22 protein-coding genes are annotated in these 25,792 nt (G+C 73.9%); 12 read left to right on the top strand and 10 right to left on the bottom strand.

Annotated features, from left to right (window positions below; all coding sequences use genetic code 11):
• Positions 1–75: 75 nt before the first annotated feature.
• The 3 genes from ACWDLG_RS27200 to ACWDLG_RS27190 all read left to right on the top strand — a co-directional run bounded on the left by ACWDLG_RS27200 (position 76) and on the right by ACWDLG_RS27190 (position 4,277).
• The gene (locus ACWDLG_RS27200) at positions 76–876 is read left to right on the top strand and encodes a hypothetical protein (protein ID WP_449925004.1); all 801 of its coding nucleotides are present in this window, start codon (positions 76–78) and stop codon (positions 874–876) included.
• An 85-nt stretch (positions 877–961) separates the two neighbouring features.
• A complete protein-coding gene (locus ACWDLG_RS27195; protein ID WP_449925001.1) occupies positions 962–2,035 on the top strand; it encodes a DUF917 domain-containing protein in 1,074 nt (357 codons plus the stop codon).
• A gap of 151 nt (positions 2,036–2,186) precedes the next feature.
• On the top strand, positions 2,187–4,277 hold the full coding sequence (locus ACWDLG_RS27190; protein WP_449924999.1) for a PucR family transcriptional regulator: 2,091 nt from the start codon (positions 2,187–2,189) through the stop codon (positions 4,275–4,277).
• A 61-nt stretch (positions 4,278–4,338) separates the two neighbouring features.
• Here ACWDLG_RS27190 and ACWDLG_RS27185 read toward each other — a convergent pair whose 3' ends face one another.
• On the bottom strand, positions 4,339–7,275 hold the full coding sequence (locus ACWDLG_RS27185; RefSeq protein WP_449924996.1) for a BTAD domain-containing putative transcriptional regulator: 2,937 nt from the start codon (positions 7,273–7,275) through the stop codon (positions 4,339–4,341).
• Between the two features lie 52 nt (positions 7,276–7,327).
• Between ACWDLG_RS27185 and ACWDLG_RS27180 the strand changes: the two genes are divergently transcribed.
• Positions 7,328–8,170 (top strand): NAD(P)-dependent oxidoreductase, encoded by an 843-nt coding sequence (locus ACWDLG_RS27180; RefSeq protein ID WP_449924993.1) that lies wholly within the window; start codon positions 7,328–7,330, stop codon positions 8,168–8,170.
• Positions 8,171–8,207: 37 nt separating this feature from the next.
• On the opposite strand, the gene ACWDLG_RS27175 is transcribed toward ACWDLG_RS27180, so the two are convergent.
• Both ACWDLG_RS27175 and ACWDLG_RS27170 read right to left on the bottom strand, forming a co-directional pair.
• Positions 8,208–9,836, bottom strand: a complete 1,629-nt coding sequence (locus tag ACWDLG_RS27175; RefSeq protein ID WP_449924990.1) for a hydantoinase B/oxoprolinase family protein — start codon at positions 9,834–9,836, stop codon at positions 8,208–8,210.
• Positions 9,833–11,854, bottom strand: coding sequence for a hydantoinase/oxoprolinase family protein (locus tag ACWDLG_RS27170; protein WP_449924987.1), 2,022 nt, complete (start codon positions 11,852–11,854; stop codon positions 9,833–9,835). The genes ACWDLG_RS27175 and ACWDLG_RS27170 overlap by 4 nt, the downstream gene beginning before the upstream one ends.
• Positions 11,855–12,021: 167 nt before the next feature.
• On the opposite strand from ACWDLG_RS27170, the gene ACWDLG_RS27165 reads away from it, so the two are divergent.
• The 3 genes from ACWDLG_RS27165 (at position 12,022) to ACWDLG_RS27155 (ending at position 14,378) form a co-directional block, all read left to right on the top strand.
• Positions 12,022–12,936 (top strand): RNA polymerase sigma-70 factor, encoded by a 915-nt coding sequence (locus ACWDLG_RS27165; RefSeq protein WP_449924984.1) that lies wholly within the window; start codon positions 12,022–12,024, stop codon positions 12,934–12,936.
• A 256-nt stretch (positions 12,937–13,192) separates the two neighbouring features.
• Positions 13,193–13,948 (top strand): SDR family oxidoreductase, encoded by a 756-nt coding sequence (locus ACWDLG_RS27160; RefSeq protein WP_449924981.1) that lies wholly within the window; start codon positions 13,193–13,195, stop codon positions 13,946–13,948.
• A gap of 19 nt (positions 13,949–13,967) precedes the next feature.
• Positions 13,968–14,378 carry a cupin domain-containing protein gene (locus ACWDLG_RS27155; RefSeq protein WP_449924979.1) on the top strand — a complete coding sequence of 137 codons (411 nt, stop codon included), beginning with the start codon at positions 13,968–13,970 and terminating at the stop codon, positions 14,376–14,378.
• Positions 14,379–14,581: 203 nt separating this feature from the next.
• On the opposite strand, the gene ACWDLG_RS27150 is transcribed toward ACWDLG_RS27155, so the two are convergent.
• On the bottom strand, positions 14,582–15,526 hold the full coding sequence (locus ACWDLG_RS27150; protein ID WP_449925800.1) for a LysR substrate-binding domain-containing protein: 945 nt from the start codon (positions 15,524–15,526) through the stop codon (positions 14,582–14,584).
• 81 nt (positions 15,527–15,607) lie between these two features.
• Between ACWDLG_RS27150 and ACWDLG_RS27145 the strand changes: the two genes are divergently transcribed.
• Together ACWDLG_RS27145 and ACWDLG_RS27140 are read left to right on the top strand one after the other, a co-directional pair.
• Positions 15,608–16,504 carry an NAD-dependent epimerase/dehydratase family protein gene (locus tag ACWDLG_RS27145; RefSeq protein WP_449924976.1) on the top strand — a complete coding sequence of 299 codons (897 nt, stop codon included), beginning with the start codon at positions 15,608–15,610 and terminating at the stop codon, positions 16,502–16,504.
• Positions 16,489–17,346, top strand: coding sequence for an aldo/keto reductase (locus ACWDLG_RS27140; RefSeq protein ID WP_449924974.1), 858 nt, complete (start codon positions 16,489–16,491; stop codon positions 17,344–17,346). Before ACWDLG_RS27145 ends, ACWDLG_RS27140 begins: the two co-directional genes overlap by 16 nt.
• Here the strand turns inward: ACWDLG_RS27140 and ACWDLG_RS27135 are convergent.
• A complete protein-coding gene (locus tag ACWDLG_RS27135; RefSeq protein WP_449924971.1) occupies positions 17,339–17,746 on the bottom strand; it encodes a VOC family protein in 408 nt (135 codons plus the stop codon). The genes ACWDLG_RS27140 and ACWDLG_RS27135 overlap by 8 nt on opposite strands.
• A gap of 80 nt (positions 17,747–17,826) precedes the next feature.
• On the opposite strand from ACWDLG_RS27135, the gene ACWDLG_RS27130 reads away from it, so the two are divergent.
• Together ACWDLG_RS27130 and ACWDLG_RS27125 are read left to right on the top strand one after the other, a co-directional pair.
• On the top strand, positions 17,827–18,417 hold the full coding sequence (locus tag ACWDLG_RS27130; RefSeq protein ID WP_449924968.1) for a TetR/AcrR family transcriptional regulator: 591 nt from the start codon (positions 17,827–17,829) through the stop codon (positions 18,415–18,417).
• A 507-nt stretch (positions 18,418–18,924) separates the two neighbouring features.
• Positions 18,925–19,833: an arginase family protein gene (locus ACWDLG_RS27125; RefSeq protein ID WP_449924965.1), complete on the top strand. Its 909-nt coding sequence runs from the start codon at positions 18,925–18,927 to the stop codon at positions 19,831–19,833.
• Positions 19,834–20,144: 311 nt separating this feature from the next.
• Here the strand turns inward: ACWDLG_RS27125 and ACWDLG_RS27120 are convergent, their stop codons facing one another.
• Positions 20,145–21,260 carry an epoxide hydrolase family protein gene (locus ACWDLG_RS27120; RefSeq protein WP_449924962.1) on the bottom strand — a complete coding sequence of 372 codons (1,116 nt, stop codon included), beginning with the start codon at positions 21,258–21,260 and terminating at the stop codon, positions 20,145–20,147.
• A 96-nt stretch (positions 21,261–21,356) separates the two neighbouring features.
• On the opposite strand from ACWDLG_RS27120, the gene ACWDLG_RS27115 reads away from it, so the two are divergent.
• Positions 21,357–22,649 (top strand): virginiamycin B lyase family protein, encoded by a 1,293-nt coding sequence (locus ACWDLG_RS27115; RefSeq protein WP_449924959.1) that lies wholly within the window; start codon positions 21,357–21,359, stop codon positions 22,647–22,649.
• A 240-nt stretch (positions 22,650–22,889) separates the two neighbouring features.
• Here ACWDLG_RS27115 and ACWDLG_RS27110 read toward each other — a convergent pair whose 3' ends face one another.
• From ACWDLG_RS27110 to ACWDLG_RS27095, 4 genes are all read right to left on the bottom strand, one after another.
• On the bottom strand, positions 22,890–24,143 hold the full coding sequence (locus tag ACWDLG_RS27110; RefSeq protein WP_449924956.1) for a serine hydrolase domain-containing protein: 1,254 nt from the start codon (positions 24,141–24,143) through the stop codon (positions 22,890–22,892).
• 206 nt (positions 24,144–24,349) lie between these two features.
• Complete coding sequence (gene crcB / locus ACWDLG_RS27105) at positions 24,350–24,727, bottom strand: fluoride efflux transporter CrcB (RefSeq protein ID WP_449924953.1); 378 nt, start codon at positions 24,725–24,727, stop codon at positions 24,350–24,352.
• Entirely contained in the window at positions 24,724–25,068 is a 345-nt protein-coding gene (locus tag ACWDLG_RS27100) for a DUF190 domain-containing protein (protein ID WP_449924951.1), read from the bottom strand. Before ACWDLG_RS27100 ends, crcB begins: the two co-directional genes overlap by 4 nt.
• Complete coding sequence (locus ACWDLG_RS27095) at positions 25,065–25,538, bottom strand: fluoride efflux transporter FluC (RefSeq protein WP_449924948.1); 474 nt, start codon at positions 25,536–25,538, stop codon at positions 25,065–25,067. Before ACWDLG_RS27095 ends, ACWDLG_RS27100 begins: the two co-directional genes overlap by 4 nt.
• Between the last annotated feature and the right edge of the window lie 254 nt (positions 25,539–25,792).

Genomic DNA, 25,792 nt, shown 5'->3' with positions numbered 1-25,792 from the left:
CGTATCACGATCCGACCGGAAGAGATCCGCGCGGCCTGCCTGGCCATCGACCTCGCCGACGTCCCGGCCGCGCCGGTGGCCGCCATCAGGGTCGGCGGACCGTGCCCGCCCGTCCTCGGCCCGCACGTCCCTCACCCCAGAGGCAGGGCGACGATCGTCCGCGGCGGCCACAGCCTGACCGGCCGCCCGCTCGCCCCTCTCGACACCGACGCCGTCCGCCTCTTCGCCGCCGGCTGCGGTCTGCTCGACTTCGCGGTGACGGCGACGGGCTCGCCCACTCTCGCCGACCACGAGCTGGCCGTCGCCGACCTCGTGGCCGCCGAGGTTCCGGGAGCGCGCATCACGCTGTCGTACGAGTTCGGCAGGCCGGGGCTGCGGGAGAGGGAGCGCGAGGCGATACTCAACGCGTCGCTGCGACCCGAGGCGGAACGGGTGGCCGACGCGCTGGCCGCATGGCTGCCCGGCATCCCGCTGTACGTGGCGCGGACCGGCGAGGGGCTGGTGTCCTCCTCCTACTTCCGCCGCTACCCGCTGGTGTGCGCCCGTGGCGGCACCGCCGCCGCCCTGCGCGGCCGGCCGGCCCCGCCCACGGTCGCCGGTGGTGACCCGTCTCCGGACCCCGCAGGGGAGGCGGCGGCCTACGGGGCGACGCTGGCGGGTCCCGTGGCCGGGGTGGAACGGATCGTGCGGGCACGGGGCCGGGCCGAACTGGACCGGGAAGTGGACGACGCCCGCGACGAGGCGCTGACACGGGTGGTGAGCGCCGGGGCCGCCCCGGGTTCGGCGCGGATCGAGGCGCTGACGGTGAACCCGCTGTCGTACCTGCCCGACGGCCTCTACCGGGTACGCGTCACCGCCGAGGGGACCACCCCATGACCGCCGCGCCGTCCGCCCTCGGCCGGCGGCTGCGAGCTCGGGCGGGTCGTGCCTCGCACGTCCGGCCCTCCGTGCAGTTCTTGGGTTGGCAGCGGACCGCGTGGCGGAGGCGGCCGTGATCGGGCGGTCGGACATGATCGGGCGGGCGGAGCTGCCGGTGTTCGCCGCGGGGTCGCGGCTGTTCGCCACCGGCGCCGCCGAGTCCGCCTTCCACCTGGCCGTCGACTGGGCCGGCGCCGTCCTCGACACGCCGGTGCGGCTCGTCCCGGCCACCGACCTGCCGCCCGACACCCTGTGCGTCGCTGTCACGCTGGTCGGCTCGACGACGGCCATGGGGGAGCAACTGCCCGAAGGCGGTGAGCCCGCGCGAGCCGTACAGGCCCTCGAACGCCGGCTCGGCACCCGCGCCGGCGCCGTCGTGGCGCTGAACCTGGCCGCCGAGAACGCCCTCCTCCCGCTGATCGCGGCGGCGGCGCTGGGCCTGCCGCTGGTGGACGGCGACGGTTCCGGCAGGGTGTTCCCGCTGGTGGAGCAGACCACCTACACCCTGGGCGGCATCAGCCCCACCCCGCTGGCGCTGGCCGGCCCCGCCGGGGAACTGGTGCTGCTGGAGACCGCGCCCGGCAGGGTGGAGGAGACGCTGCGGCCGCTGGTGCTGTCGTTCGGCGGGTGGGGGCTGGCCGCCTGCTACCCGATGCGGGCCGCCGACCTCTCCGGGGTGCTGGTTCCGGGCACGGTGTCGATGCTGATGGCGGCGGGACAGCCGGGAGCGCCGCGTTCGGCCGCCGCCCCGTACGGCGTGCGCCGGTTGTGCGTGGGACGGATCGTCGCGGTCGAGGGCAGCAGCGGACATGGCGCGGACCTGGCGATGCCGTCGCTGCCGTCGAGCATCGTGGTGGAGGAGAGCGAGGGACTCGGCAGGCTGGTACGGCTGGAGGCGCACAACGAGATCGTGCTCGCGCTGGCCGACGGGGCGCCGGTGGCGATGGCGCCCGACCAGATCTGCATGATCTCCTCGGCCGACGGGATGGTGGTGGACGTGGACAAGGCCAGGCCCGGCATGCGGGTGGAGGTCCTGGTGCTGCGTGCCGCTCCTGCCTGGCACACCGACGAGGGGCGCGCGCTGGGCGGGCTGCGGGCGTTCGGGGTCCCGCTATGACGCCGTCGTCGTGCGTCACCTACTGCCCGGTGGAGGTGCGGAGGGTCGTGAAGGCGAGGTGCCCGGGGCCGGTGCTCAGGGTCGTCAGGGGCGCGGTGGGGTCGTGCGGGTACGAGGCGCACGGCGCCGGGCGCGGAGGCGGGAGATGCAGGTGAGTGGCTCTCAGGGGCGTGAGGTGCGGGGCTGGGAGGCGCCTGTCACCGTGGCCGAGCTGGTCAACGGCGGGCCGCTGGCGGGTGCCCGGATGTACGGCAGCGGCGAGCACCCCGTCCACCAGGTGCGCATCGTCGACGACCTGTCGGTGTTCTCCAGCGTGGCGCCGCACACGGCCGTGGTGCTCATCGGGGCGGCGGCCAGCGGCGGCTGGGCGGTGGAGATGGCGATGCGGCGCGCGTGGGAGCAGGCGGCAGCGTGCGTGATCGCGCCCGCCGAAGCGGCAGGGACGGGATCGAGCATGGGATCGAGCGCGGTGCTCGCCGAACGCCTCGGCATCACGCTGATCGTCGTGGCCGCCGATCCGCTGGTGACGGCCGTGGAGGTGGCGTCGGCGGCGGCGCGTCCCTCTGCCGCGCGTACCCAGCTCGTCGCCCGCTGCGCGACCAGGCTGGCCGAGGCGGGTGCCTCGGCGCGCCGGGTGCTGGGCGTGCTCAACGCGGAGCTGCCCGGCACCTCCGTGGCCTTCGTCGACCCGTACGGCACGCGCCTGGCCGGGCGTGCCGCCGCGCTGGCGCCGGCCGGTCAGGGGCCGTGGCCGGTCGAGGTCGAGGTCACCGGCCCTGAAGGGACGGCGCTGGGCAGGCTGGTGGCGGCCGGGCCGGCACGGTCGGCGGGGTGGCCGGCGGTGGTGCGCGCGGTGCTCGGCCTCGCCGTCGCCCCAATGACGGCGTGGGCCGCGGCCGAACGGCTGGCGGCGTCGAGCGACTTCGCTCTCCAGTCGGCCCTCGCCGACCGTCTCCTGGCCGAGGCCGCCATCACGGGCGCGGAAGGCGCACCGGCGGTCACCGAGGCCGCCACGACGGCGACGGGTATCCAGGCCGCCATCAAGGGCACTGAGGAGGGCATGCGGACGGGCAGCGACGCCGCCACCACGGCGACGGGCACCGAGGCCGCCACCGGAGCGACGGGAATCGAGGCCGCCACCGGAGCGGCGGGCACCGAGGCCGCCATCACGGGCATCGGGGGCGTCGCCACAGGCGCGGAAGAGGTCTCCCGCCGCCCCGAAGAACAGGGCGCCGGTGGTGTCCGTCAGGAGGCCATGGGCAGAGCCGGTGCGTCTCCGGCCGGCGCGGGCCCGGGTCGTGCCATCCGGAAGGGCGAGGGCGAGAGTAGTGCCATCCGGAAGGGCGAGGGCGAGGGTAGTGCCATCCGTAAGGACGAGAGCCCGGGTGGTGCCTGGTCGGCAGGTGCGGGCAGGGGTGGCGCCTTTCAGGGAGGCACGGGCAGGGGTGGCGCGGTCCGGGGAGACGCGGGTCGGGGTGACGCCTTCCAAGCAGGCCCGGGTAAGGGAGGCGCCGTCCGGGGAGGCACGGGTCGCGGCGGTGAAGGGCAGCAGGAGCCCGCGGGTGAAGGGGTGTGGGCGAGGGCGGTGGCGCTGGGATGGGCCGTGCGTGGACCCATGGCGGCGTTCATGATCAGGCCGACGGGCCGCGGGCCGAGCCCCGGCGACGCGGAACGGGCACGCGCCGTGATCGTCGCGACCGTCGGCCAGGTACCGGTCGTCGCCAGGGGCGGAGGCTGGGCGGGCTGGTCCGCGCTGCCTCCCGAGCACCTGGCCGAACGGCTCGGCCGGGCCGTACAGGCGCTGCCGTGGCCGTGCGCGGCAGGCGTCGGCACTCCTGTCGCCGACCTGCGGGCGATGGGGGAGTCGCTGCTCGGCGCCGAGGCGGCGGCGTTCCTCGCGCGGGCGGGAAGCGTCGCGCGCGCCGACCGGATGGGCCCCGCCGAGCTCCTGGCCGCCATCCCGGCCAGCGCGCTCATGGCCCCCGCGACGGTGGTGCTCCAGCCGCTGCTGGCCATGGACAGGGACGGCACGCTGCTGGAGACGCTCGGCGCGGTGCTGGGCGAGGGCGGCGCGGTGCGGGCCGCCGAACGCCTCGGTGTGCACCGCAACACCGTCACGGCCCGCCTCGACCGGATCAGGGAGGCGGGTTACGACCTCGACGACCGCGCCACGAGGCTGGCGCTGCAACTGGCCTGCCACGTGCTCGGCTCCACCGCGCCACCGCCCCGGCCGGCCACCTGACCCCTCCGACCGAGCCCCCACCAGAGCCACCAAGGGCCGCCGCGCCGCCTGGTCCGGTGCGCTACGCCTGCTCGACGAGCATGAGCATCTCGTCGAGCGGAAGCTCCTCCACCCGCGCGTCGCCCAGCGCCTGCCGTACCCGGGACTCGATCCTGTCGACGTCGCCGCGCTCGGCCGGTGGCAGTGGCGCGCCGACGGCGCGGCGGGTGGCGGCGGCGGTGGCGAGCAGGCGGGCGGCGAGGTGGTGGCGCCCCGCCAGCGAGTGGGCGCCGGCCAGGCCCTCGAGGGCGAGCGCGACCGCGCGGGGGTCGCCGCTGGCGCGCGCGGCGGTCAGACCCTGCAGGTGCAGGTCGAGGGCGCCGGCGGCGTCGCCGCGCTGTTCGGCGACGAAGCCGAGCTCGGCCATGACCAGCGCGGTGCCCGGTCTGGCGTCGAGCAGGCGCATCCAGTCGAGCCAGGTGCGCAGGTGGGCCTCGGCCTCGTCCAGGTCGCCCTGGCGCCTGGCGGTGAGGGCCAGGCCGGTCTGCGCGAACTCCTCGGCCGGCTTGCTGGCCTGCTCGGCGGCCAGCTGCTTGGCGCGGGTGTGGAGCTCGCGGGAGCGTTCGTGGTCGCCGCGCAGCAGGGCCAGCCGGCCGAGCCCGGACAGGCGCCAGGAGACCTCACTGGTGAGGCCGAGCTCCTCGATGAGGCGCAGGCCCTCGGTGCGCAGCGCGGTGGCGCGGGCGTAGTCGCCGGTGATCTCGGCGTGGGTGGCCAGGTGGTCGGCGGCGCGGGACTGCCCCCACCGGTCGCCGAGCGCCCGGAACGCCTCGAGGCCGGCCGTGGCGTCGTCGTGGAGGCTGGTGAGGTCTCCGGCGAGCAGCGCCTTGCCGGCACGTGTGCTGAGGGCGGCAGCGGCGCCCCACCGGTCGCCGAGCGCGCGGAAGCCCGTCAGGGCGGTGTCGGCGAGCGGGCCGGCCTCGCCGATGCCGCGCTGGGCGGAGGCGAGGAACCACTGGGCGCGGGCGAGCCCGGCGGGATCGTCGTGGAAGAGGGCGAGGGCGGCGCCGGGGTCGGCCGGTTCGCCCGCCAGGAGGGCGAAGCCGGCCTGCCAGGCGGCGGTGCGCGCGTCCGCGCCCCGCCGGAGTGCGTGCGCCAGGTGGCGGCGGGCCTCGGTGAGGTGTCCGCGCAGGAACCAGTACCAGGCGAGGGCGTCGACGAGCCGGTGGGCGAGGCCGGCGGGCGCGTGGTCGAGCGCGGCCCGCAGGTTGGCCGCCTCGGCGTCGAGGACGGACAGCCACGCGCGCTGCTCGGCGCCACGCAGGTGCGGCTCGGCCCGTTCGGCGAGCGCGGTGTAGTAGGCGGCGTGACGGGACCTGATGGCCGCCTGCTCGCCCGCCTCCTCGAGGCGTTCGAGACAGTAGGTCTTGACCGTCTGGAGGAGGCGGTGGCGCGGGCCGGGCGTCACCAGCGAGCGGTCGACGAGGCGGGCGAGGCAGCCGGCGACGTCGATGTGCGGCTCGGCGCAGGTGTGCTCGGCCGCCTCCAGCGTGCACCCGTCGGCGTGGACGGCCAGGCGCCGCAGCACCGTGCGTTCGGGTGCGGTGAGCAGGTCCCAGCTCCAGTCGATGACCGCGCGGAGGGTGCGCTGGCGCGCCGGGGTGCCGCGCTGCTCGGCGGTGAGCAGGTGGTGGTCGAGGCGTTCGGCCAGGGCGTGGCCACCGAGCGCCCGCGCGCGGGTGGCGGCCAGTTCGATGGCCAGCGGGATGCCCTCGAGCCTCGGCACCAGGGCGGCGGCCTCCTCGCCGGTCAGGCCGGGGGCGAGCGTGGTCAGCAGCAGGGTGGCGGCGCCGGCGTCGAGCGGCGGTACGGCGTAGGCGCGCTCGCCGGGCACGGCCAGCGCCTCCCTGCTGGTGGCCAGGACGCGCAGGCCCGGAACCTCGCGCAGCAGCGCGGCCGTCAGAGCGGCGGCCGGCTCCACGAGGTGCTCGCAGTTGTCCAGGACGAGCAGGGAGGCGCGCTGGGCGCGCAGCGCGGCGGCCAGGTCGCTCTCGTCGCGCAGGCCGAACGCCCGGCTGACGGCCTGGACGGGATCGTCGCTGTCGGCCAGCTCCACGAAGCGGGCGCCCGGGTGGTCGCCGGCCGCCTCGAGAGCCAGGCGCGTCTTGCCGACGCCGCCGGGACCCGTGAGCGTGACCAGCCTGGCCCGCTCCAGGATCGAGCGGACCTGCCGCAGGTCGGACTCGCGACCGACGAGCCCGGTCAGCGCGGCGGGCAGGGCCGGCGACGGGGCTACGGGCGGGTGGATGCGCGGCGGCGGGTCGAGCGAGGGGTCGTGGCGCAGGATGGCCTCGTGCAGCGCGGCCAGCTCGGGGCCCGGGTCGAGGCCGAGCTCGTCGGCCAGCAGGGCGCGGGCCTGGGCGTAGGCATCCAGCGCCGCGCTCTGGCGGCCGGCGCGGTAGAGGGCGCGCATGTGCAGGCCGCGCAGCCGTTCGCGCAGCGGATGGGCGGCCACCAGCGCGGCCAGCTCGACCGGCCGGCCCTCCAGGAGGCGCCGCTCGGCCTGGTCCTCGAGCGCCGTGAGGCGCAGCTCCTCCAGGTGGGTGATCGTGGCCGCGGCGAACGCGGCGTCGGCGAAGTCGGCCAGCGCGGGCCCGCGCCACAGCGCGAGCGCCTCGTCGAGGCGGCCGTCGGCCAGCAGGTCCTGGAAGCGGGTGGCGTCGAGCTCGGGGGCGTGCAGCAGGTAGCCGGGCGGCCGGGAGACGACCAGGTCGCGGGCGCCGGGCTCGGCGCCGTTCAGGGCCCGGCGCAGGTGCCAGACCCTCGTCTGCAGCGCGGCGTGGGCGTCGGCGGGCGGAGTGTCGCCCCAGAGGTCGTCGATGAGGCGGTCGGCGGGGACGACCCGGCCCTCGTGGGCCAGCAGGTCGGCCAGCAGGGTGCGGACCTTGCGCTCGCGGACGCGGACGGGAGCGCCGGCGTCGGTGCGGACCTCCAGCGGGCCGAGGATGGCGAAGCGCATGGCGACACCGTATCGAGAGCGGATCGAGAGGGCGGTGCCGCACGGTGGAGGCATGACTTCGGTAACGGTGATCGGGCTCGGCCTGATGGGGAAGGCGCTCGCGGGCGCCTTCGTGCGTGCGGGGCATCGCACGACGGTGTGGAACCGTACGGCGGGCAGGAACGTGGACGGCGCGGAACACGCGACCGACGTCGCGGCGGCGGTCGCGGCGGCTCCCCTCGTGGTGGTGTGCGTGGTGAACAACGACGCGGTGCGCCAGGTGCTGGAAGAGGCCGGGTCGCTGGCGGGCAAGGTGCTGGTGAACCTGACCAACGGCACCCCCGCCCAGGCGCGCGAGGTGGCGGCGAGGGTGGCCGAGCTGGGCGGCCGCTACGTCGACGGCGGCATCATGGCGGTGCCGCAGATGATCGCCGGCCCCGGCGCGCTGGTTCTTTACAGCGGCTCGGCGGAAGCCTTCCACGAGCACGCGGCGACGCTGGAGGCGCTGGCGCAGGCGCGGTTCATGGGCACCGACCCGGGCCTGGCCGCGCTGTACGACCTGGCGCTGCTCAGCGGGATGTACGGCATGCTCGGCGGGGTCTTCCACGCGTTCGCCATGGTGCGGGCGGCCGGCGAGGACGTGCGCGAGTTCGCGCCGATGCTGGGCGCGTGGCTGTCGGCCATGATGGCGGGCATGCCCGAGCAGGCCGAGCAGATCGTCTCCGGCGACTACGCCACCGACGTGTCGGCGCTGGCGATGAACCAGCTGGCCATGCCCAACTTCGTCGAGGCGGCCAAGGAGCTGGGACTGCGCCCCGACGTGCTGCTGCCGATCCAGCGGCTGATCGACAGGGCGGTCGAGGCGGGGCACGGCGCTGACAGCCTCACCCGGCTGGTGGAGATGATCAAGGAGTAGGGGTGGCGGCCCCGCCACGCGGCGGGGCCGCCCTTCGCTAGCGCGTCACCATGCCCTGGGCGAGGTCGTCGGCGGCGGCCTCGGGGTCGCGCAGCTCGGCGGGGCCGTACCCGCCGCCGCCGCCCGACTCGCAGCGCAGGACGTCGCCCGCCCGCACCGGCAGGGCGTTGACCTTGAGCATCTCGCGCTGCCGCGGGGAGCCGGGGTTGAGCGTGACGCGGGGCGGCGCGCCGGCCGTACCGCCGGCCAGGCCCCAGGCGGGGGTGACGGAGCGCTCGAACCACAGCGACAGGGAGGTGTCGCCGATGAACTCGTACTCGCGGACGACGCCGTTGCCGCCGCGCCACTGTCCCAGCCCGCCGGTGTCTGGACGGACCTCGTAGCGGGTGACGCGGACGGGGAAGAGCGTCTCGAGCACCTCGATCGGCATGTCGCGCAGCGCGCCGTTCACGTTGTTGATCAGGCACGTCTCGCCGTCGCCGCCCTCCCACGCGCCCCAGCCGCCGACGGTGGCCTCCTGGGAGACGTACAGCTTGCCGGTGCGCGGGTCGGTGCCGGTGAACTGGACGATGAGCGAGTCGCCGTAGGAGGCGGCGGCCGCCCGGTCGGGCACGACCGGCGCCAGCGCCTTGACGACCAGGTCGATGAGCAGGCCGAGGTGGGAGTAGTAGTACTGGCAGGCAGCAGGTGACTGGGCGGCCAGCATGGAGCCGGGCCTGGTGACGACGTCGAGTGGGCGGAAGGAGCCGCCGTTGAGCGGCACGTCGGCGCTGACGAGGAGCTTGTAGGCGACCCTGACGGCGGCGACGGCCTGGGCCGCCCCGCAGTTGACCGGGCCGGTCGCCTGGTCGGCGCAGTCGGTGAGGTCGACGTGGACGCGCTCGCCCTCGACGGTGACGGTGACGTTGACCGGCAGCGGGGTGTCCAGGTCAATGCCGTCGTTGTCGAGGAAGCCGCCCGCGGTGTAGGTGCCGTCGGGGATGGCGGCGATGGCCTGCCGCTCGAGGCGCTCGGTCTGGGCGAAGATCTCGTCGCGGGCCGCCATGACGGTCTCGATGCCCCAGCGCCCGACGATCTCGGCCAGGCGGCGCTGCCCGGTCATCGCGCAGGCGACCTGGGCGCGCATGTCGCCCAGCGTGGCGTGCGGGAAGCGCACGTTGCGGGCGATGACCTCGTGCAGGTCGCGGCACGGCCGGCCGTTGTCGTAGATCTTCGTCGGGCCCATGCGCAGGCCCTCCTGGAAGATCGAGGTGGAGTCCATGGAGCCGCCGGGGTCCTTGGAACCCATGTCGAGCCAGTGCGCCCTGGAGGCCGCGAACCCGGCCAGCTCCCCGTCGACGAAGATCGGGCCGTAGACGGTGACGTCGTTGAGGTGGGTGCCGCCGGTGTAGGAGTCGTTGAGCACCCAGACGTCACCCTCCTGCCAGACGTCCCTGCCGATCAGACGCTCCGTCTCGCGCGTGCAGACCTCCAGGTTGCCGAGGAAGATCGGCAGGCCGCTCGACTGGCCGAGGACGTTGTGGTCGCGGTCGAGCAGCGCGACGGCGCAGTCCTTGGCCTCGTAGATGACCGGCGTGTAGGAGGAGCGGATGAGCGTGGTGTTCATGTCCTCCGCCGCCTGCAGGAGCGCGCAGCGGATGATCTCTGTGGTCACGGGGTCGATCATGAGGTCACCTTGATGATCAGGAATCCGTTGGCGTCCACGGCGGCCAGGCAGCCGGGCGGGATGACGGTGGTCGCGGTCTCCTCCACCACGATGGCGGGGCCCTCGATCTCGCCGTCCAGGGCGCTCCTGCGCAGCACGGGCGTGCGGTGCACCCGGCCGTCGAAGATCACATCCCGTACGGCGGGCGGGTGCGTCTCGCCGGCCGGCGGCGCCGTCGCCGTCCTGGGGAAGGTGCCGAAGCCGGTGCTGCGCAGCATGACGAACTCGACCGGCGCCTCGGGGGTGGCGTGGCCGTACCTGCTGACGTGGGCCTCGGCGTAGCGCTCGGCGACGGCCCGCAGGAAGCCGGGCGTGGCGGGCTCGGCGGCGTCTCGCAGCGGGATGGTGAGGGTGTAGTCCTGGCCCTCGTAGCGCATGTCGACCGCGTGCTCGACCCGCCGCCGCCCGGACGGCACGCCCTGGCCGTCGAGCGCGGCCAGCGCGTCGCGTTCCAGGTCGGCCAGCCGGGCGGCCATGTCGCCGCCGTCGAGGTCGTCCTGCGGGCGGAAGTACGGGTGCGTCAGGTCGCGCCGCACGTCGGCCTCCAGCATCCCCCACGCGGAGAAGGCACCGGGGAAGCGCGGCACGACGACCTCGCCGATGCCGAGCTCGCGCGCGATGAAGACGGCGTGCATGGCGCCCGCGCCGCCGAAGGCCACCAGCGCGAACTCGCGCGGCTCCACCCCGTGCTCGACCGTGAGGGTGCGGATGGCCTGGGCCATCTTGGCGTTGGCCACGTCGCAGATGCCCTCGGCCAGCTGCAGCGGATCCATGTCGAGCGTCTCGGCGAGCGTGGCGACGGCCGTCCCCGCCGCCTCGACGTCCAGCCGCATCAGGCCGCCGGCGAACCAGGCCGGGTCGACGCGGCCCAGCACCACGTTGGCGTCGGTCACCGTCGGCTGCGTGCCGCCCCTGCCGTAGCAGGCCGGCCCCGGTACGGCTCCCGCCGACTGCGGTCCGACGCGCAGCGCGCCCGCCTCCGTGTAGGCGATCGAGCCGCCGCCCGCGCCGATGGTGTGCAGGTTCACGATCGGCATCAGGACAGGGAAGCCCTCGATCCTGGCCTCGGCGCTGACGTCGGGGCGCCCGTTGACGACGAGGGAGACGTCGAAGGAGGTGCCGCCCATGTCGACGCAGATGGCGTTGTCGCGGCCGAGCAGGCGGGCCGCGGCCACCCCGCCCATGGTGCCGCCGACGGGCCCCGACAGCAGGGTCTGCAGTGGTCGTCTCATCGCGTATCCGGCGTTGACCAGGCCGCCCGACGACTGCATCACGTGCACCGGTACGGCCAGCCCGCGCTCGGCGAAGCGCTGCTCGATCCGCGACAGGTAGCGGCGCACGACAGGACCCGTGTAGGCCTCCAGGACCGCCGAGGAGGTGCGCTCGTACTCCCGCCACTCCCTGGCCACCTCGTGGCTGAGCACGACCAGCACCTCGTCGCCGAGCTCCTGCCGGAGGATCTCGCCCGCCCGGATCTCGTGCGCCGGGTTCACGTAGGAGAACAGCAGCGTGACGGCGATCGCGTCGAACCCCTCCGCCTTCGCGCGGTGGGCGGCCCGCCGTACGGCCTGCTCGTCGAGCGGCTGCAGCTCCTCGCCGCGCCAGTCGAGCCGGCCGGCCGCCTCCATGACGTCGCCGCGGGGGACCAGCGGGGCCGGTTTGCGGTAACGCAGCTCGAACATGCGGTCGCGGTTGCCGCGGGCGATCTGGTAGACGTCGCGCGCGCCCTCGCTGGTCAGCAGCAGCACCCTGGCGCCCTTGCGTTCGAGGAGTGCGTTGAGACCCTGCGTGGTGCCGTGCACGAAGAAGGAGATGAGGGACGGGTCGTCGACCACCCGGCCGAGCGCGGCGAAGACGCCCTCGGCCAGGTCCCCGGGGGTGGTCGGCGCCTTCGAGGCCAGCACCGCACCGCTCTGCTCGTCGTAGCAGACCACGTCGGTGAAGGTGCCGCCGATGTCCATGGCGACGCGATATGTCATGGTGGCACCGTATGCGGTGGCGGGCCGTCGCGGGTGTGCGAGGCGCACGGCCACGGCCCCGCACCCGTGCGTCCCGCACCCCGTTCCTCGCAGGCGCGCCGCCGGCGAACCGTCCTGGGTGCTCGACGGAGAGGCGGCAGGTGGCGGTCCAGGATGGGGGAGCGGCGATGGCGGACGGCGAAGCGGCTGACGCGCGGGATCTCGAACAGGCCGCGGCGGTCTTCGACAGTGTGCGGCCACGGCTGTTCGGGATCGCGTACCGGATGCTGTCCAGCGTCACCGAAGCCGAGGATCTCGTGCAGGACGTCTGGCTGCGCTGGCAGAGCTACGACCGTGCCACGGTCGGCCATCCCGCCGCGTTCCTGGCCACGACGACCACGCGGCTGGCCATCAACGCCGCCCGGTCCGCACGCGTCCGCCGCGAGACCTACCTCGGCCCATGGCTGCCCGAGCCGGTCGACACCGGCGCGGACCCGCACCTCGGCGCGGAGCGAGGCGAGGCGCTGGAGCTCGCGGTCCTGCTGCTCCTGGAGCGGCTGTCTCCCACCGAACGCGCCGCGTACGTTCTGCGGGAGGCGTTCGACTACCCCTACCGGCAGATAGCCGAGATCGTCCAGCTCAACGAGGCGGCCGTCCGCCAACTGGTCAGCAGGGCCCGCAAGCGGGTGGTGGTCGAGCGTCGCACGCCTGTGACCACGGGCGAGCAGCGCAGGCTGCTGAAGGCCTTCGTCGCCGCCGCCCGCTCCGGCGACCTGACCGCGTTGGAAGAGCTCTTCGCAGCGGACGTGACCAGCTACTCCGACGGCGGCGGCGCCGTACGCGCCTCCCGTTTCCCCGTGGTGGGCGCGTCTCGGGTGGCCAAGTACGTCAGGGCGTTCGCGGGTCACTTCTGGACAGGGGTCGACGTGGCGTGGGCGAGCACGAACGGGCAGACCTCCGCCCTGCTGAGCCGCGACGGCCAGGTGTTCGCCGTCCTGACGGTGACCGCCTCGGCCCAGGGCATCGAGCAGGTGTTGTGGATGATGAACCCGACCAAGATCACCGCTGTGTCCGCCACGTCTGAGCAAGGTTCCCACCTGTAGCTCCAGGATTCCGCCTCCTCGAAGACAGGTCAGGAGGCGGACCCACACGGAGACCGGCCCGCCCACGAAGCCGCACCGGGTGGGGCCGCGCCGACCTGGTCCGTGACGAACGCGCAGGTCAGCGGGCACGCGCAGAGAAGAGATCTTGACCGATGCCGATTGAACAGCGCGGTAGCGGTCACAAACCCTGGGGGCTGTCCTGTCGTGACCGGCGACCGAGGGCGACCGAGTGCCCCGGCGGCAGGGAAGGTTCGTTATGAAGATCGTGGTAATCGGCGGGACCGGGCTGATCGGCTCGAAGCTCGTGACGAAGCTGGCAGAGCACGGGCACGAGGCGGTGGCCGCCGCGCCGGACACCGGAGTCGACACCCTCACCGGCGAAGGGCTGGCCGAGGTGCTGACCGGCGCGTCCACGGTGGTCGACGTGTCGAACTCGCCGTCGTTCGAGAGGGCCGCGGTGCTGGAGTTCTTCGAGACCTCCACCGGCAACCTGCTCGCGGCGGAGGCGGCGGCGGGCGTGGGTCACCACGTCGCGTTGTCGGTCGTGGGCACCCAGCGGATGCCGGACAACGACTACTTCGCGGCGAAGATCGCCCAGGAGAGGCTGATCGAGAACTCCCCGATCCCGTTCTCGCTCGTGCACGCGACGCAGTTCTTCGAGTTCGTCCGCAGCATCGCCGACGAGGCCACGGTCGATCGCCAGGTGCACGTGGCGCCGGTGCGCTTCCAGCCCATCGCGGGTGACGACGTCGCCCAGGCGGTCGGCCGGGTCGCGGTGGGGTCGCCGCTGAACGGCAGGGTGGAGGTGGCCGGGCCCGAGCAGTTCCGGATGGACGAGTTCTTCCGCGAGGCCCTGGCCGCCTGGGGCGACTCGCGCGAGGTGGTCACCGACCCGCAGGCGCGCTACTTCGGCAGCGTGCCGGGCGAGCGGACGCTGGTGCCAGGGGAGGGCGCCACCCTCGGTCAGACCAGATACCGCGACTGGCTCGACCGGACCGCCACCGGAAAGTAGATCAGCGAAAGGCTCTTCCATGTCCATATCGAGATCAACCGCGTGGCAGACGGCGCTCACCGTGCTGCAGGAGGCCGAGCCGCCGTTCATCCCCGACGGGGCGAACGTGATGACCGTGATCGTCGAGTATCCGCCCGGCGACCCGGGGGCGCCGCCGCACCGGCATCCCGGCCCCGCGTTCGGTTACGTCCTGGACGGCGAGATGCTGCTGGAACTGGAAGGCGAGCCAGAGCGGGTCGTCCGCGCCGGCGAGGCGTTCTGGGAGCCGGGCGGAGACGTCATCCACTACCAGGACGGCAACAACCGCGCCGACATCCCGCTCCGCTTCATCGTCACCATGCTGTGCGAGCCCGGCAAGCCCATGCTCGTCCTGGTCGACGACGAGGAACTCGAGCAGCGCAAGGACCGCCGCGCCCCTCGCCCGTCCTGAGCCCGGTCCCATGGCCGGCCTCCGCGCCGGCCTGGTGACGCTGGCCGCGCGCATGCGGCGGCACGGACGCCTGCCGGCCACCGCCGGCGCCACGCTTCTGCGCATCGTGCCCGGCTTCCTCATCCGGTTCCTGCTCCTGGGGGACGCGCGGACACTCCAGGCCGGCCTCGACACCCCCGACCTCACGGCGGTCAGGCGACGGGTCAGACTGAAGCCCAGGGGCGTGGCGCCGCGGCGGGGCCCGCGGGCACCAAGGTCGCGGCGGGCGGCCGGCGCAGCAGCTCGACCAGGAGGTCGACGTACGGCTGCGCCGCCCCCCGGTCACGCCGCGAGGTGGCGAGGCCGATGAAACGGGACGGGCTGGGCGCCTCCAGCGGGATCGCCACCAGCTCGGGCGAGGGCAGCAGCGCGATCTCGGGGATCAGGGCCACGCCGACCCCGGCGGTGACCAGCGACTGGGCGAAGAAGTAGTCGGTGGCGCTGCACGAGACGCGCAGCTCGAAGCCGGCCAGCTCGCTGTAGTGCCGCAGCAGGTCCACGGTCTTCAGGCAGCCCAGCACCCAGCGCTCGCCCGACAGCTCGGCCAGGTGCACGGCCGCGCGCCCGGCCAGGCGGTGGGCGCGGGGCAGGACGACGCGGAACGGATCGGGCCGCAGCGGCGTCCAGTCCATGCCCGAACGGTCGCCCGGCCTGGCCGGGGGCGGCCCGTCGAAGTGGTAGGCCAGGGCCAGGTCGGCGCGGCCCTGGCGGACGAGCGGGAGGCTGTCCTCCGGCTCGCGCTCGAGGATCGTCAGCTCGACGCCGGGATGGTCGGCGGCCAGCCGGGCCAGCGCGGGCGGCAGCAGGGGACGGCCGCCGCTGGCGAAGGAGGCGATCGTGAGCTGGGCACGGCCCGCCGCCAGCCGGTCGATGCGCTGCTGGGCGTCGCTCAGCTCGGCGGCGATGGCCTCGGCCGCCGCCACCAGCAGGCGGCCTGGCTCGGTGAGGGTGACGCCGCGGGTGCTGCGCTCGACCACCTGGGTGCCGAGCGTGCGTTCGAGCGCGGCGATCTGCTGGGAGACCGCCGAGGGCGTCAGGCGCAGCGCGGTCGCGGCGCGGTTGAAGCTGCCGTGGCCCGCCACCTCGCGCAGGATCCCGAGCCGGTGCACGTCGATCAACAGCTCTCCTTATGACTGGTTAAGCGAGTCGCCACTACCGGTGATGACTATAGGGCGGGCACGCTGGCTCGCATGAACGAGTTGTGCGTCATCGGCGGCAGCCGGTACTTCGGCAGGCGCCTGGTCGAGAGCCTCCACGCCCAGGGAGTGGCCGTCACCGTGGTCAACAGGGGATCGGCGCCCGCGCCCGAGGGCGTGACCCACCTGGTGGCCGACAGGGACGACGAGGCGGCGCTGCGCCGCGCGCTGGCGGGCCGGAGCTTCGCGGCCGTCATCGACCAGATCTGCTACACGCCGGCCCAGGCGGAGATCGCCGCCCGGGTCTTCGCCGGCCGTACGGCGCGCTACGTGATGACCTCCACCATCGAGGTCTACGCGGGCCTCGACGGCGCGCCGTTCGCCGAGGACGCGGTCGACCTCGCCGAGCAGGGGCCACCCGCCACCGGGTACGGCCCCGCCAAGCGCCAGGCCGAGGCGGTGCTGGCCGCGCAGCCGGACTTCGCCTTCGTCAGCGTGCGCAGCGGCCACGTGCTCGGCGGCGCCGACTTCACCGGCCGCCTGGAGCACTACGTCCGGCGGATCCGCGCCGGCCTGCCGGTGACCGTGCACGAGAACCCCGGCGCCTCGTCGTTCGTCCACGAGGCCGAGATCGCCCGTTTCCTGGCATGGGCCGCGGGCGCCGACTTCACCGGCCCCGTCAACGCCGCCTCGCACGGCGAGCTGGACGTGTGGGAGCTGTGCGCGGCGATCGGCACGGCCACCTCCGCCGCCCCCGCCTTCACCCGAGTCGCCGGCGCCGCGGCCGGGGAGGTCTCGCCGTACTCCTTCGAGCGGGCCTTCACCATGGACACCGGCCGCGCCGCCCGCCTGGGGTTCGCCTTCTCCCACGTGGCCGACTGGCTGCCGGGCGTCATCGAACGGGCCGTCACGACGAGTGTCGAGAAGGCTGCGGCATGCGCCGGCGGCTGATCGGGGACTTCGAGGTCGGCGCCGTCGGCATGGGCGCGATGCCGCTGTCCGTCGAGGGCCGTCCGGACGAGGAACGTGCGATCGCCACCGTCCACGCGGCCCTGGACGCCGGCGTAACGCTCTTCGACACCGCCGACTCCTACCACTGGCACGCCGGCGAGGCCGGCCACAACGAGCGCCTGCTGGCCCGCGCCACCCGCGGCCGGGACGTGCTCATCGCCACCAAGGGCGGGCGCGGCCGGCCCGGTGACGGCTCGTGGACGGTCAACGGCGATCCCCGCCATCTCAAGCGGGCCTGCGAGGCGTCGCTCCACCGGCTCGGCGTCGAGGCCATCGGGCTCTATCAACTGCACAAGCCGGATCCCCGGGTGCCCTTCGCCGAGTCCGTCGGCGCCCTGCGCGACCTGCTCGACGCGGGCAAGATCAGGGCGGCCGGGCTGTCGAACGTCGACGCCGGCCAGATCCTGCTGGCCCGCCGCGAGCTCGGCGAGCACCTGGTCTCCGTCCAGAACAGGTTCTCGCCCGCCGTCCTGGACAGCGATGCCGAGCTGCGGCTCTGCGCCGAGCTCGGCATCGCCTTCCTGCCGTGGAGCCCGCTGGGCGGCATCGCGCGCAGCGCGCTCGACGAGGCGGACCCGGCCGGCGAGACCCCGTTCCACACCGTGGCGAAGGAGCGCGGGGTCAGCCCGCAGCGGGTGTGCCTGGCCTGGCACCTGTCACTGTCGCCGGTGGTGATCCCGATCCCCGGTGCGAGCCGCCCCTCGTCCGTCCGCGACTCGGCGCAGGCGGCCGAGCTGGAGCTGAGCGCCGCCGAGCTGGGCCTGCTGCCACGGCTCAGCTGACGTACTGGCCGGCGTACTCGCCCACCGGCGGGATGGGGGTGATGACGTCGATGAGCACGCCGTTGGGGTCGGCGACGATGAAGTGCCGCTGCCCGAAGTCCTCGGAGCGCAGCTCCAGCTCGGGCCGGAGACCGCCCTGGACCACCAGCCGCTCCCACTCGGCGTCGACGTCGTCGACCTCGACGTTGAGCAGCAGGCCCTGTGCCGCCACGCCCCGGAAGCCGGCCGGGACGGTCGGGTGGGCCGGGTCGAGCAGCGCCAGCTCGTGGTTGTCGCGGCGCAGGCTCACGTACCAGTCCGCCTCGAAGGTGAGCTCGAAGCCGAACAGGCGGGTGTAGAAGTCGCGCGACTCCTGCACCCGGGTGGTGCAGATGACCGGGTAGAAACTGCTGACCTTCATGCCGGACCCCTTTCGCATACCGTCGGTATGTCGAGGTACGGTAGTTCGCATACCGTTGGTATGTCAAAGGGGTCGAGGCGATGACGACGCGGAGCCAGAGGGCGGCACAGCGCGAGCAGACCAGGCGGACGCTGCTGCGCGAGAGCCGGAGACTGTTCGCGGCCCAGGGCTACGCCGCCGTCGGCCTGGCGGAGATCGTCCGCGCGGCGGGCGTCACCAAGGGCGCGCTGTACCACCATTTCGACAGCAAGGCCGAACTGTTCCGCGCGGTGCTCGAACAGGTGCAGCAGGAGGTGGGCGAGCGGGTGGCCGCCACCGCCGACGCCCAGGACGACCCGTGGGCGCAGCTCGTGGCCGGATGCCACGCCTTCCTGGCCGCCAGCGCCGACCCCGACGTGCAGCAGATCATGCTCATCGACGGGCCCGCCGTCCTCGGCTGGGCCGAGTGGCGGGCGCTGGACGAGGCCACCTCCGCCCGCCACCTGGCCGAGGCGCTGACCACGCTGATGGCCGCAGGCACGATCGTCGAGCAGCCGGTGGCGCCGCTGACCAGGCTGCTGTCCGGGGCGATGAACGAGGCCGCGCTGTGGCTGGCCGCCTCGGCGGACCCGGGCGATCTCGCCGCCACCCAGGCCGCGCTGTCCAGGCTCCTGGAGTCGCTGCGCGCATGACCCCTGCGGCCCGGCTCGCGCGGCCCGGCCTCCGGAGCTCCGGCATGCCCGCGGGCTGGTTCCCTGCGGTCTACCAGGGCGCGGATGGCCGCTCCGGCCCGCCCGCAGGCCGGCTCGGCACTCTCCGGGCCAGATGCCAGTTCCGGCGCGCCCGCCCACCGGCCACCCTGCGCCCACCGGCCACCCGGCGCCTACCGTCTGACCGACGGCCACCGGTAGCCCGATGTCCACCATGGGCCCGACGTCCACACCGGCCCAACGGTCACCCTGTGCTCGAGGTCCACCTTGTGCTCGACCCGGTCACGGTGACCGTCCACCGTGTGCTCGAACGTCACCCTGTGCTCGAGGTCCACCTTGTGCCCGAGGGTGGCACCGTGTGCTCGGTGTCCACCGATAGCACGGCGGTCGGTCCGGGAGCAGACGGTCGGGTGTGATCGGGCGGCTCGGGGAGAGGGTGGGCAGGCCGGGGTAGGGGATGGGCGGGAGATGGGCCCGGTGGGAGGCGGAATGGCATGCCCGGAGCGTCCGGTGATCATCCAGGTGCGGACCAACCTGGGCCTGGTCCCCGGTGTCGAGCGGCTCGGCGGCGCGCTGCTCGACGCCGGCCTGGCCGAGGCGCTCGGCGCCCGTCGCGGGCCGGTGGTGGAGGCGCCGCCGTACTCGTGGGAGCGCACCCATCCCAGCCGGCTGCTCAACGCCGAGGCGATCGCCGACGTGGCGCTGCGCCAGGCAGGCGTCGTGGCGGACGTGCTGGACGCGGGGGCGTTCCCCGTGGTGCTCGGCGGGGACGACAGCGTCATCTTCGGCAGCCTGCTCGCGCTCGGCCGCACGGGATCCCACGGGCTGGTCTTCCTCGACGCGCACACCGACTTCTACCCGCCCGAGCACTCGCCCACGGGTGAGGCGTCGGACTCCGAGTTGTACCTGGCGTTCGGCCCCGGCACCGACCTCCTCCCGAGGATGGACGGCGCGCCGCCCATCGTCCGTAGCCGAGCCGCGGCGCTGATCGGCCACCGCGACCCGGACGAGCAGCGGGACACCGGCGCCGCGCTGCGCGCCACCGACGCCCTCGTCGTCTCCCTCGCCCGGACGCGCGACCTCGGCGCTGAGGAGACGGCCAGGCGGGCGCTCGCCCATCTGGACGGCGCGGGCGTCGAGCGGTTCCTGCTCCACGTCGACGCCGACGTGCTGGACGACGCGCTGATGCCGGCGGTCGACTACCGCCTGCCCGGCGGGCTCACCAGGCGGGAGTTCGCCGTGCTGGCCGGGACGCTGCTGGCCGACCCGCGCGCCGCGGCGCTCGACGTGACGATCTACAACCCCGCCCTCGACCCCGACGGCAGCGCGGCGCGCGATCTCGCCGCCTGCCTGCTCGACGCCTTCACGCACGCCACCACGCTGACCGGCCGCGCATGAGCACCCCGTCACACCAGACGGAGTGAGAGAGCCGCGGGCGTCCTCCACCCCGTCGATCATCCCGAACGGCGCCGGATCGTGGCCACCGCCGCCGAGCCGGCGCAGGCTGCGGCGGCTCGACGGCGGCTGTCCACCATGGCCCCGCTCGACGGCGGCGACAGGTTCATCCGTGCTTGCTTGGTCAGCGCGCGGCACCGTCCAGCGCGGCTGCCCGGGTGCGCCGCGGCGGGGGTGCGAGCGGCCCCCGACCGCTGGGGCGTGAGCGAGCCCGGAAAACCGGGACGGTCAGCGGCCCTGGACCCCTGGGGCGGTCAGCGGCCCTGGAAGAAGGCGCGGACGTCCTCGACGTAGCGGTCCGGCTGCTCCATGGCGGCGAACGTGCCGCCCCGCTCGTGCTCGACCCAGCTCACCACGTTGTTGTCCCGCTCGGCGAAGCGGCGGATCGGCCGAAGGATGTCCTTGGGGAACACCGAGATGCCTGTCGGGACGGTGGCCGGCTTCAGCTCCCACTCCACGGAGGTGTCCTCCGAGGTGTCCGGCGTCTCCACGAACGAGCGCGCGGCCGAGCCCGCCGTGTTCGTCAGCCAGTACAGCATGACGGTCGTCAGCAGCCGGTCGCGCGGGATGCCGCCGTCGCTCCACTCGTGGAAGACGCTCGCGAACCAGGCCAGCAGGGCGACGGGGGAGTCGGCCATGCCGTAGGCGAAGGTCTGCGGGCGCGCCGACTGGATCAGCTTGTAGGCGTACTGCTCGCTCATGTACTTCTGTCGGAAGTCCATCCGCTCCTGCTCGACCTCGGTGAGGTCGTCGAGCTCGCCCGGCAGGCCCAGCGGGAAGCAGATGAGGCCGTTGCCGTGCATTCCCACGACGCGTTCGGGGGCCAGGACGCCGACCTCGCGGGAGATCCAGCTGCCCCAGTCGCCGCCCTGCACGCCGAACCGCTCGTGGCCGAGCCTGGTCATCAGCTCCAGCCACGCCTTGGCGATGCGGGTGGAGCCCCAGCCGATCTCCCTGGTCTGTCCGGACAGGCCGTAGCCGGGCAGCGAGGGGATCACCAGCGTGAAGTCGGCCGACAGGCGCTCGATCACGTCCAGGTACTCCACCGGCGAGCTGGGCCAGCCGTGCGTGATGAGCAGCGGCAGCGCGTCGGGGGCGGCGGACTGGACGTGGAGGAAGTGGATGGTCTGGCCGTCGATCTCGGTGGTGAACTGCGGGTGGGCGTTCAGTTCTGCCTCGGCGGCGCGCCAGGAGTAGCCGGTGCGCCAGTGGTCGACGAGGCCGCGCAGGTGGTCGAGGGGCACGCCGTACTGCCAGCCGAGCCCGGGGACCTCGTCGGGCCAGCGGACCCTGTCGAGCCGCTCGCGCAGGTCGTCCAGGTCGGCCTGGGCGATCTCGAGGCGGAAGGGCCGGATGTCGTTGTCTCGCAAGACGTTCTCCTCCAGTGTTCGGTACGGCGTACCGTACGTCATACGGTTCAAGTGGTCAAGTAGCATTTCGGTCTTTGATCGGAAACAGGGGGAAGAGTGCGCACTGTCGTCTATGTCCACGGCCACGACGCGCGGCCCACCGGCGGCCTGGCCGGACGCGTGGTGGAGGTGCACGCCGCCGCGCCGGCCGACGTGGCCGCCGCCTACCGGGCGCTGCTCGGCGAGGGCACGCCCGCCTCGAGGATCGTCCTGGCGGGGGAGGAGGCCGGTGCGACCGTCGCGCTGGAGGCGCTGCCGCTGCTCGGAACGCCCCCGGCTGGCGTGATCCTGCTGTCGCCGCCGCCGGTGTCCGCGCCGCCGTACGGCATGCCACCCCTGCTGGTCCTCGTGGCCGCCGCCGACCGGGCCGCGGCGACGGCCGAGACGGTGCGGAACGCGGGCGGCAGCGTCCGCGTGGACGTCCACCACGACCGCGCCGCCCTGCTCGCCGCGGCCGCCGCGTGGATCGACGATCCGGTCAGGGAGTTCGCCGTGCGGGGCGCGGGCCCCTACGCGATCACCGCGGGACCCGACGGCGCGCTCTGGTACACGCTCGTCGGCGAGGGCGCCGTCGGCCGCAGAGGGGCGGACGGTTCGCTCACGACCCATCCGGTCGGTGCCGGCCCCACCGTGATCACCCCAGGTCCGGACGGCGCGCTGTGGTTCACCGAGTACCAGGGACACGCGATCGGCCGGATCACCGTCGACGGCCACGCCCGCTCCTTCGCGCTGCCCACCGGGCAGGCGGGGCCGTTCGGGATCGCGCAGGGGCCCGACGGCGCGCTGTGGTTCACCGGCACCAACGCCGGCCTGGTCGGGCGGATCACGACCGACGGCACGGTCACCGAGTACCCGCTGCCGGTGGCCGGGGCCTTCCCCTCGGCGATCACCGCGGGGCCCGACGGCGCGATGTGGTTCGCGATGAACCAGGCCAACGCCGTCGGCCGCGTCACGATGGACGGGGGCATCACCGTCCACCCGCTGCCCACGCCGGCGGCGGCGCCCGTCGGCATCACCCGGGGCGGCGACGGGGCGCTGTGGTTCGTCGAGATCGGCGCCGGGCAGATCGGCAGGATCACCGTCGACGGCGACATCGCCGAGTTCCCGCTGCCGGACCGGGCGGCCCGCCCCCACGCGATCACGCTGGGCCCCGACGGCGCCTGCTGGTTCACCGAGTGGGGCGGCAACCGCGTCGGCCGCATCACCGCCGCGGGCCGCATCACCACCTACGACCTGCCGACGCCCGCCTCCGAGCCGCACGGCATCGCCGCGGGGCCCGACGGCTTCCTGTGGGCGGCGCTGGAGACCGGCCACCTGGCCAGGATCGAGCCGCCCGCCGACCCGTCCTGAACGGGTCCCCGGTAGCGACGGAGCAGCATCCCACGAACCTCGTCTGACCGTCCGCGGCCGGTCCGTCGTGGAGACCGCTGGTCCACGCCGCCGCCAGGTCGGAGGTTCCGGCCTGGACCTGGCGACGTGCACCGACGGCGTCCGCTGAGCGCGCGCGCTCCTCGGCGGCACCGGGCCGCCGAGGAGCGGCTGCGGCCGATGTCCGCGTGGCTTTCGCCGCCGGCCGCGTCCGCGCGAACGCTAGAAGTAGCGGGAGCTGAGGTCCGTGGTCGGCCAGCTGGTCACCTTGCCGATTTCGGCGTTGATCCGCGGGCTGAGCACGTCGAAGTCGAGTGACCCGCTCTCCTCGCCCCTGTTGAACAGGGCGGCGTAGGTGAAGCCGTTCTGCAGCCGGGCGAGGTAGGTGTAGGTGCCGGGCAGCGATCCGTTGTGCCAGGTGTTGAGGTGACCGGGCACCTCGCGCACCCACCACCCGGCGCCGTACCAGGCCCCGTCAGGGGTAGGGCCGGTCTCCGGCTTGGCGAGCATCCTGTTGATGGAGGTCGCGTTCAGCACCGCTCCAGGCGCGTCGAGCACCGTCGCGAACCGCACCAGGTCGACCGCCGAGGCCAGCCATCCGCCGCCGGGCCCGCGGTTGGTCATGCTGAACCCGCCGTACGGCCGCGGCACCACCGCGCCTGACGCGTCCACGACGGTCGTGGCGGTGGCATCGGACTCGTAGATCACCTCGCCGGGCGCGGCCTCTGATCGGAGGGTACGGCCGAGCCGGAGGCGGGTGATGCCGACGGGCCCAAGGATCCGCTGCCTGACGTAGGACTCGTAGCTCATCCCCGAGGCCTTCTCGATGATCCGCCCGAGCAGCATGTAGCCGTAGTTGCTGTAGCCGTACCTCGTGCCGGGCGCGAAGTCGAGCGGACGGCTGTTGGCGTACCGGATGATGTGGTCCTGGGTGATCGGCAGCGGGACGCCGAGCGCCTTGGAGATGGGATGGTCCATGTAGAGGTAGTCGCCGGAGATTTCGCGGTCCCAGCCTCCGGTGTGCTGCAGCAGCCGCCACACCGTCACCTGCGCCAGCCGGGCGTCGGCCTCGGTCGGCAGACCCAGCAGGGTGGCGATCGACGCCGTCAGGCTGAGCTTGCCGTCCTGCGCCAGCCGCATGATCGCCGTGGCGGTGATGTGCTTGCTCAGGCTGGCGATGCGGAACAGCGAGGTGGGCGTCACCGCGGGAAGGGATCTGCCGTCGTCGGAGTAGCGGTAGCCCCTGGCGAGCACGAGCTTGCCGTTCTTGGAGATGGCCAGCTGGGCGCAGGAGATGCCTCGTTCGACGATGTAGGTCTTCAGCACCCTGTCGAACCCGGCGAGCGCGGCGGGCGCGATCCCCGAGGTCTCCACGGTCGCGGCGAGGGCCGCGCGGGGAGCAATGCCGCCCAATGCGATGGCCGGCACCGTCGCGGCGCCGGCCTGGAGGAATCTCCGCCTGCTCAGCATCCCCATGTCCGCCTTTCGGCTGCTGTCCCGGATGCGTGAAGTGTGAAATTGTGCATGGTCATATATCTAGTGGATCAACCATGGCGGTTGCTGGCATATGACGGGATTTGTGGAATCACATGGACCGGGCGGCTCGCACCTGCGGGGTGCGAGTCAGCTCGGGAGTACCAGCGCGCAGCCGGCGAAGGCGGTGCCGGACGACAGCCGGTCATTCATGTGCCGAAGACCGCCTGGGCGATCGTGAGGCCGACGAACAGCGCGCCCAGACCGGCCACCACCGAGGCGAGGACGTTGGCGGCGGCCAGCAGGCCCGCGCCGGACTCGGCCAGGCGCAGCGTCTCCCACGAGAACGTCGAGTACGTGGTCAGCGCCCCGCAGAAGCCGGTGCCCACCAGCAGTTGCACGTCGTGGCCCGCCGCCCCCGCCAGCACCGCCCCGGTCAGCACCCCGAGGAACAGGGAGCCGGTCACGTTGACGGCGAAGGTCCCCCAGGGGAAGACGGTGTCGTGGCGGGCCTGCACGGCCCGGTCGGTCAGATAACGCAGCGGCGCGCCGACCGCGCCGCCGAGCAGGACCAGCAGCCAGTTCATGCCGTCGCCTGCCGGCCGCGGTAGTGCACGACCTCGACCTCCTCCAGGACGGCCAGGCCCTCGATGTGCAGTTCGTCCAGCTGGGGAAGGAAGGCACGGATCTTCTCTTCGGCGTCGACGATGACGACGGCCACCGGCAGGTCGTCGGCCATCGACAGCAGCCGGGTGGTGTGCACGACGTTGCCGGCGCCGAAGCCCTCCATGCCGCGGAAGACCGACGCCCCGGCCAGCCCGGCGGCGTGGGCCCGGTGCACGATCTCGGTGTACAGCGGGCGGTGGTGCCAGGTGTCGGTGTCGTCGACGAGAACCGTCAGCCGCAGCGCCCGTCCGGACAGGGTCATCGCGTGCCGCCTTCCGTCTTCGGCCGCAGCAGCCGGCGGGTGGTCCAGGCGCCGGCCGTCACCGCGGCCATGGCCACGACGACCGTCGCCGCGAGGTAGCCGAGGGCAGGGCCGGCCCGGCCGCCGCTCACCAGCCGTTCGATGTCGGCGCAGTAGGTGGAGAAGGTGGTGAAGCCGCCCAGCACGCCGGTGGCGAAGAACGGCCGCACCCATGCCGGTGCCGTCCACGCCTCGGTCACCGCCACCAGCAGGACCCCGATCAGCAGGCAGCCCGAGGCGTTGACGCCCAGCGTGGTCCACGGGAAGGAGACGGCCGGGGTCGGCCACAGCAGCGCGGCACCGTAGCGGGCGCCCGCGCCGGCCGCGCCACCGGCGGCGATCACCGCCACCACGCGGTACTGCGCGCGGCGCGCCTGCCGGCGCCGGCGGGCATCGACGAGGTCGACATCGCGGTCGACGGGATCGGTCACTGCCGCGAACCTCACCTGATCAGGACGCATGCCTGTCCATGCGCGTGGCGTACCCGCGGGATGCGGGACGAGCTGTCACGGCCGGGGCCGGCCTGGCACGCCCCCGCACCCCTTCAGCCTAGCGTGAGGCCACGCCCCGGCCCTGCGCCCGACCGGGGGCTAGGAGCTGTTTCTTAGATCTCCTGACGGTGAGCGCTGGTCTTGTCACTCTTGGCATATGGGTCGTGGTGATCTGACGAACGCCGAGTGGGCAC

The sequence above is a fragment of the Nonomuraea sp. NPDC003727 genome, from assembly GCF_053586935.1.
The sequence above is the reverse complement of the archived record's forward strand: the minus strand, read 5'-3'. Positions and strand labels throughout refer to the sequence as shown.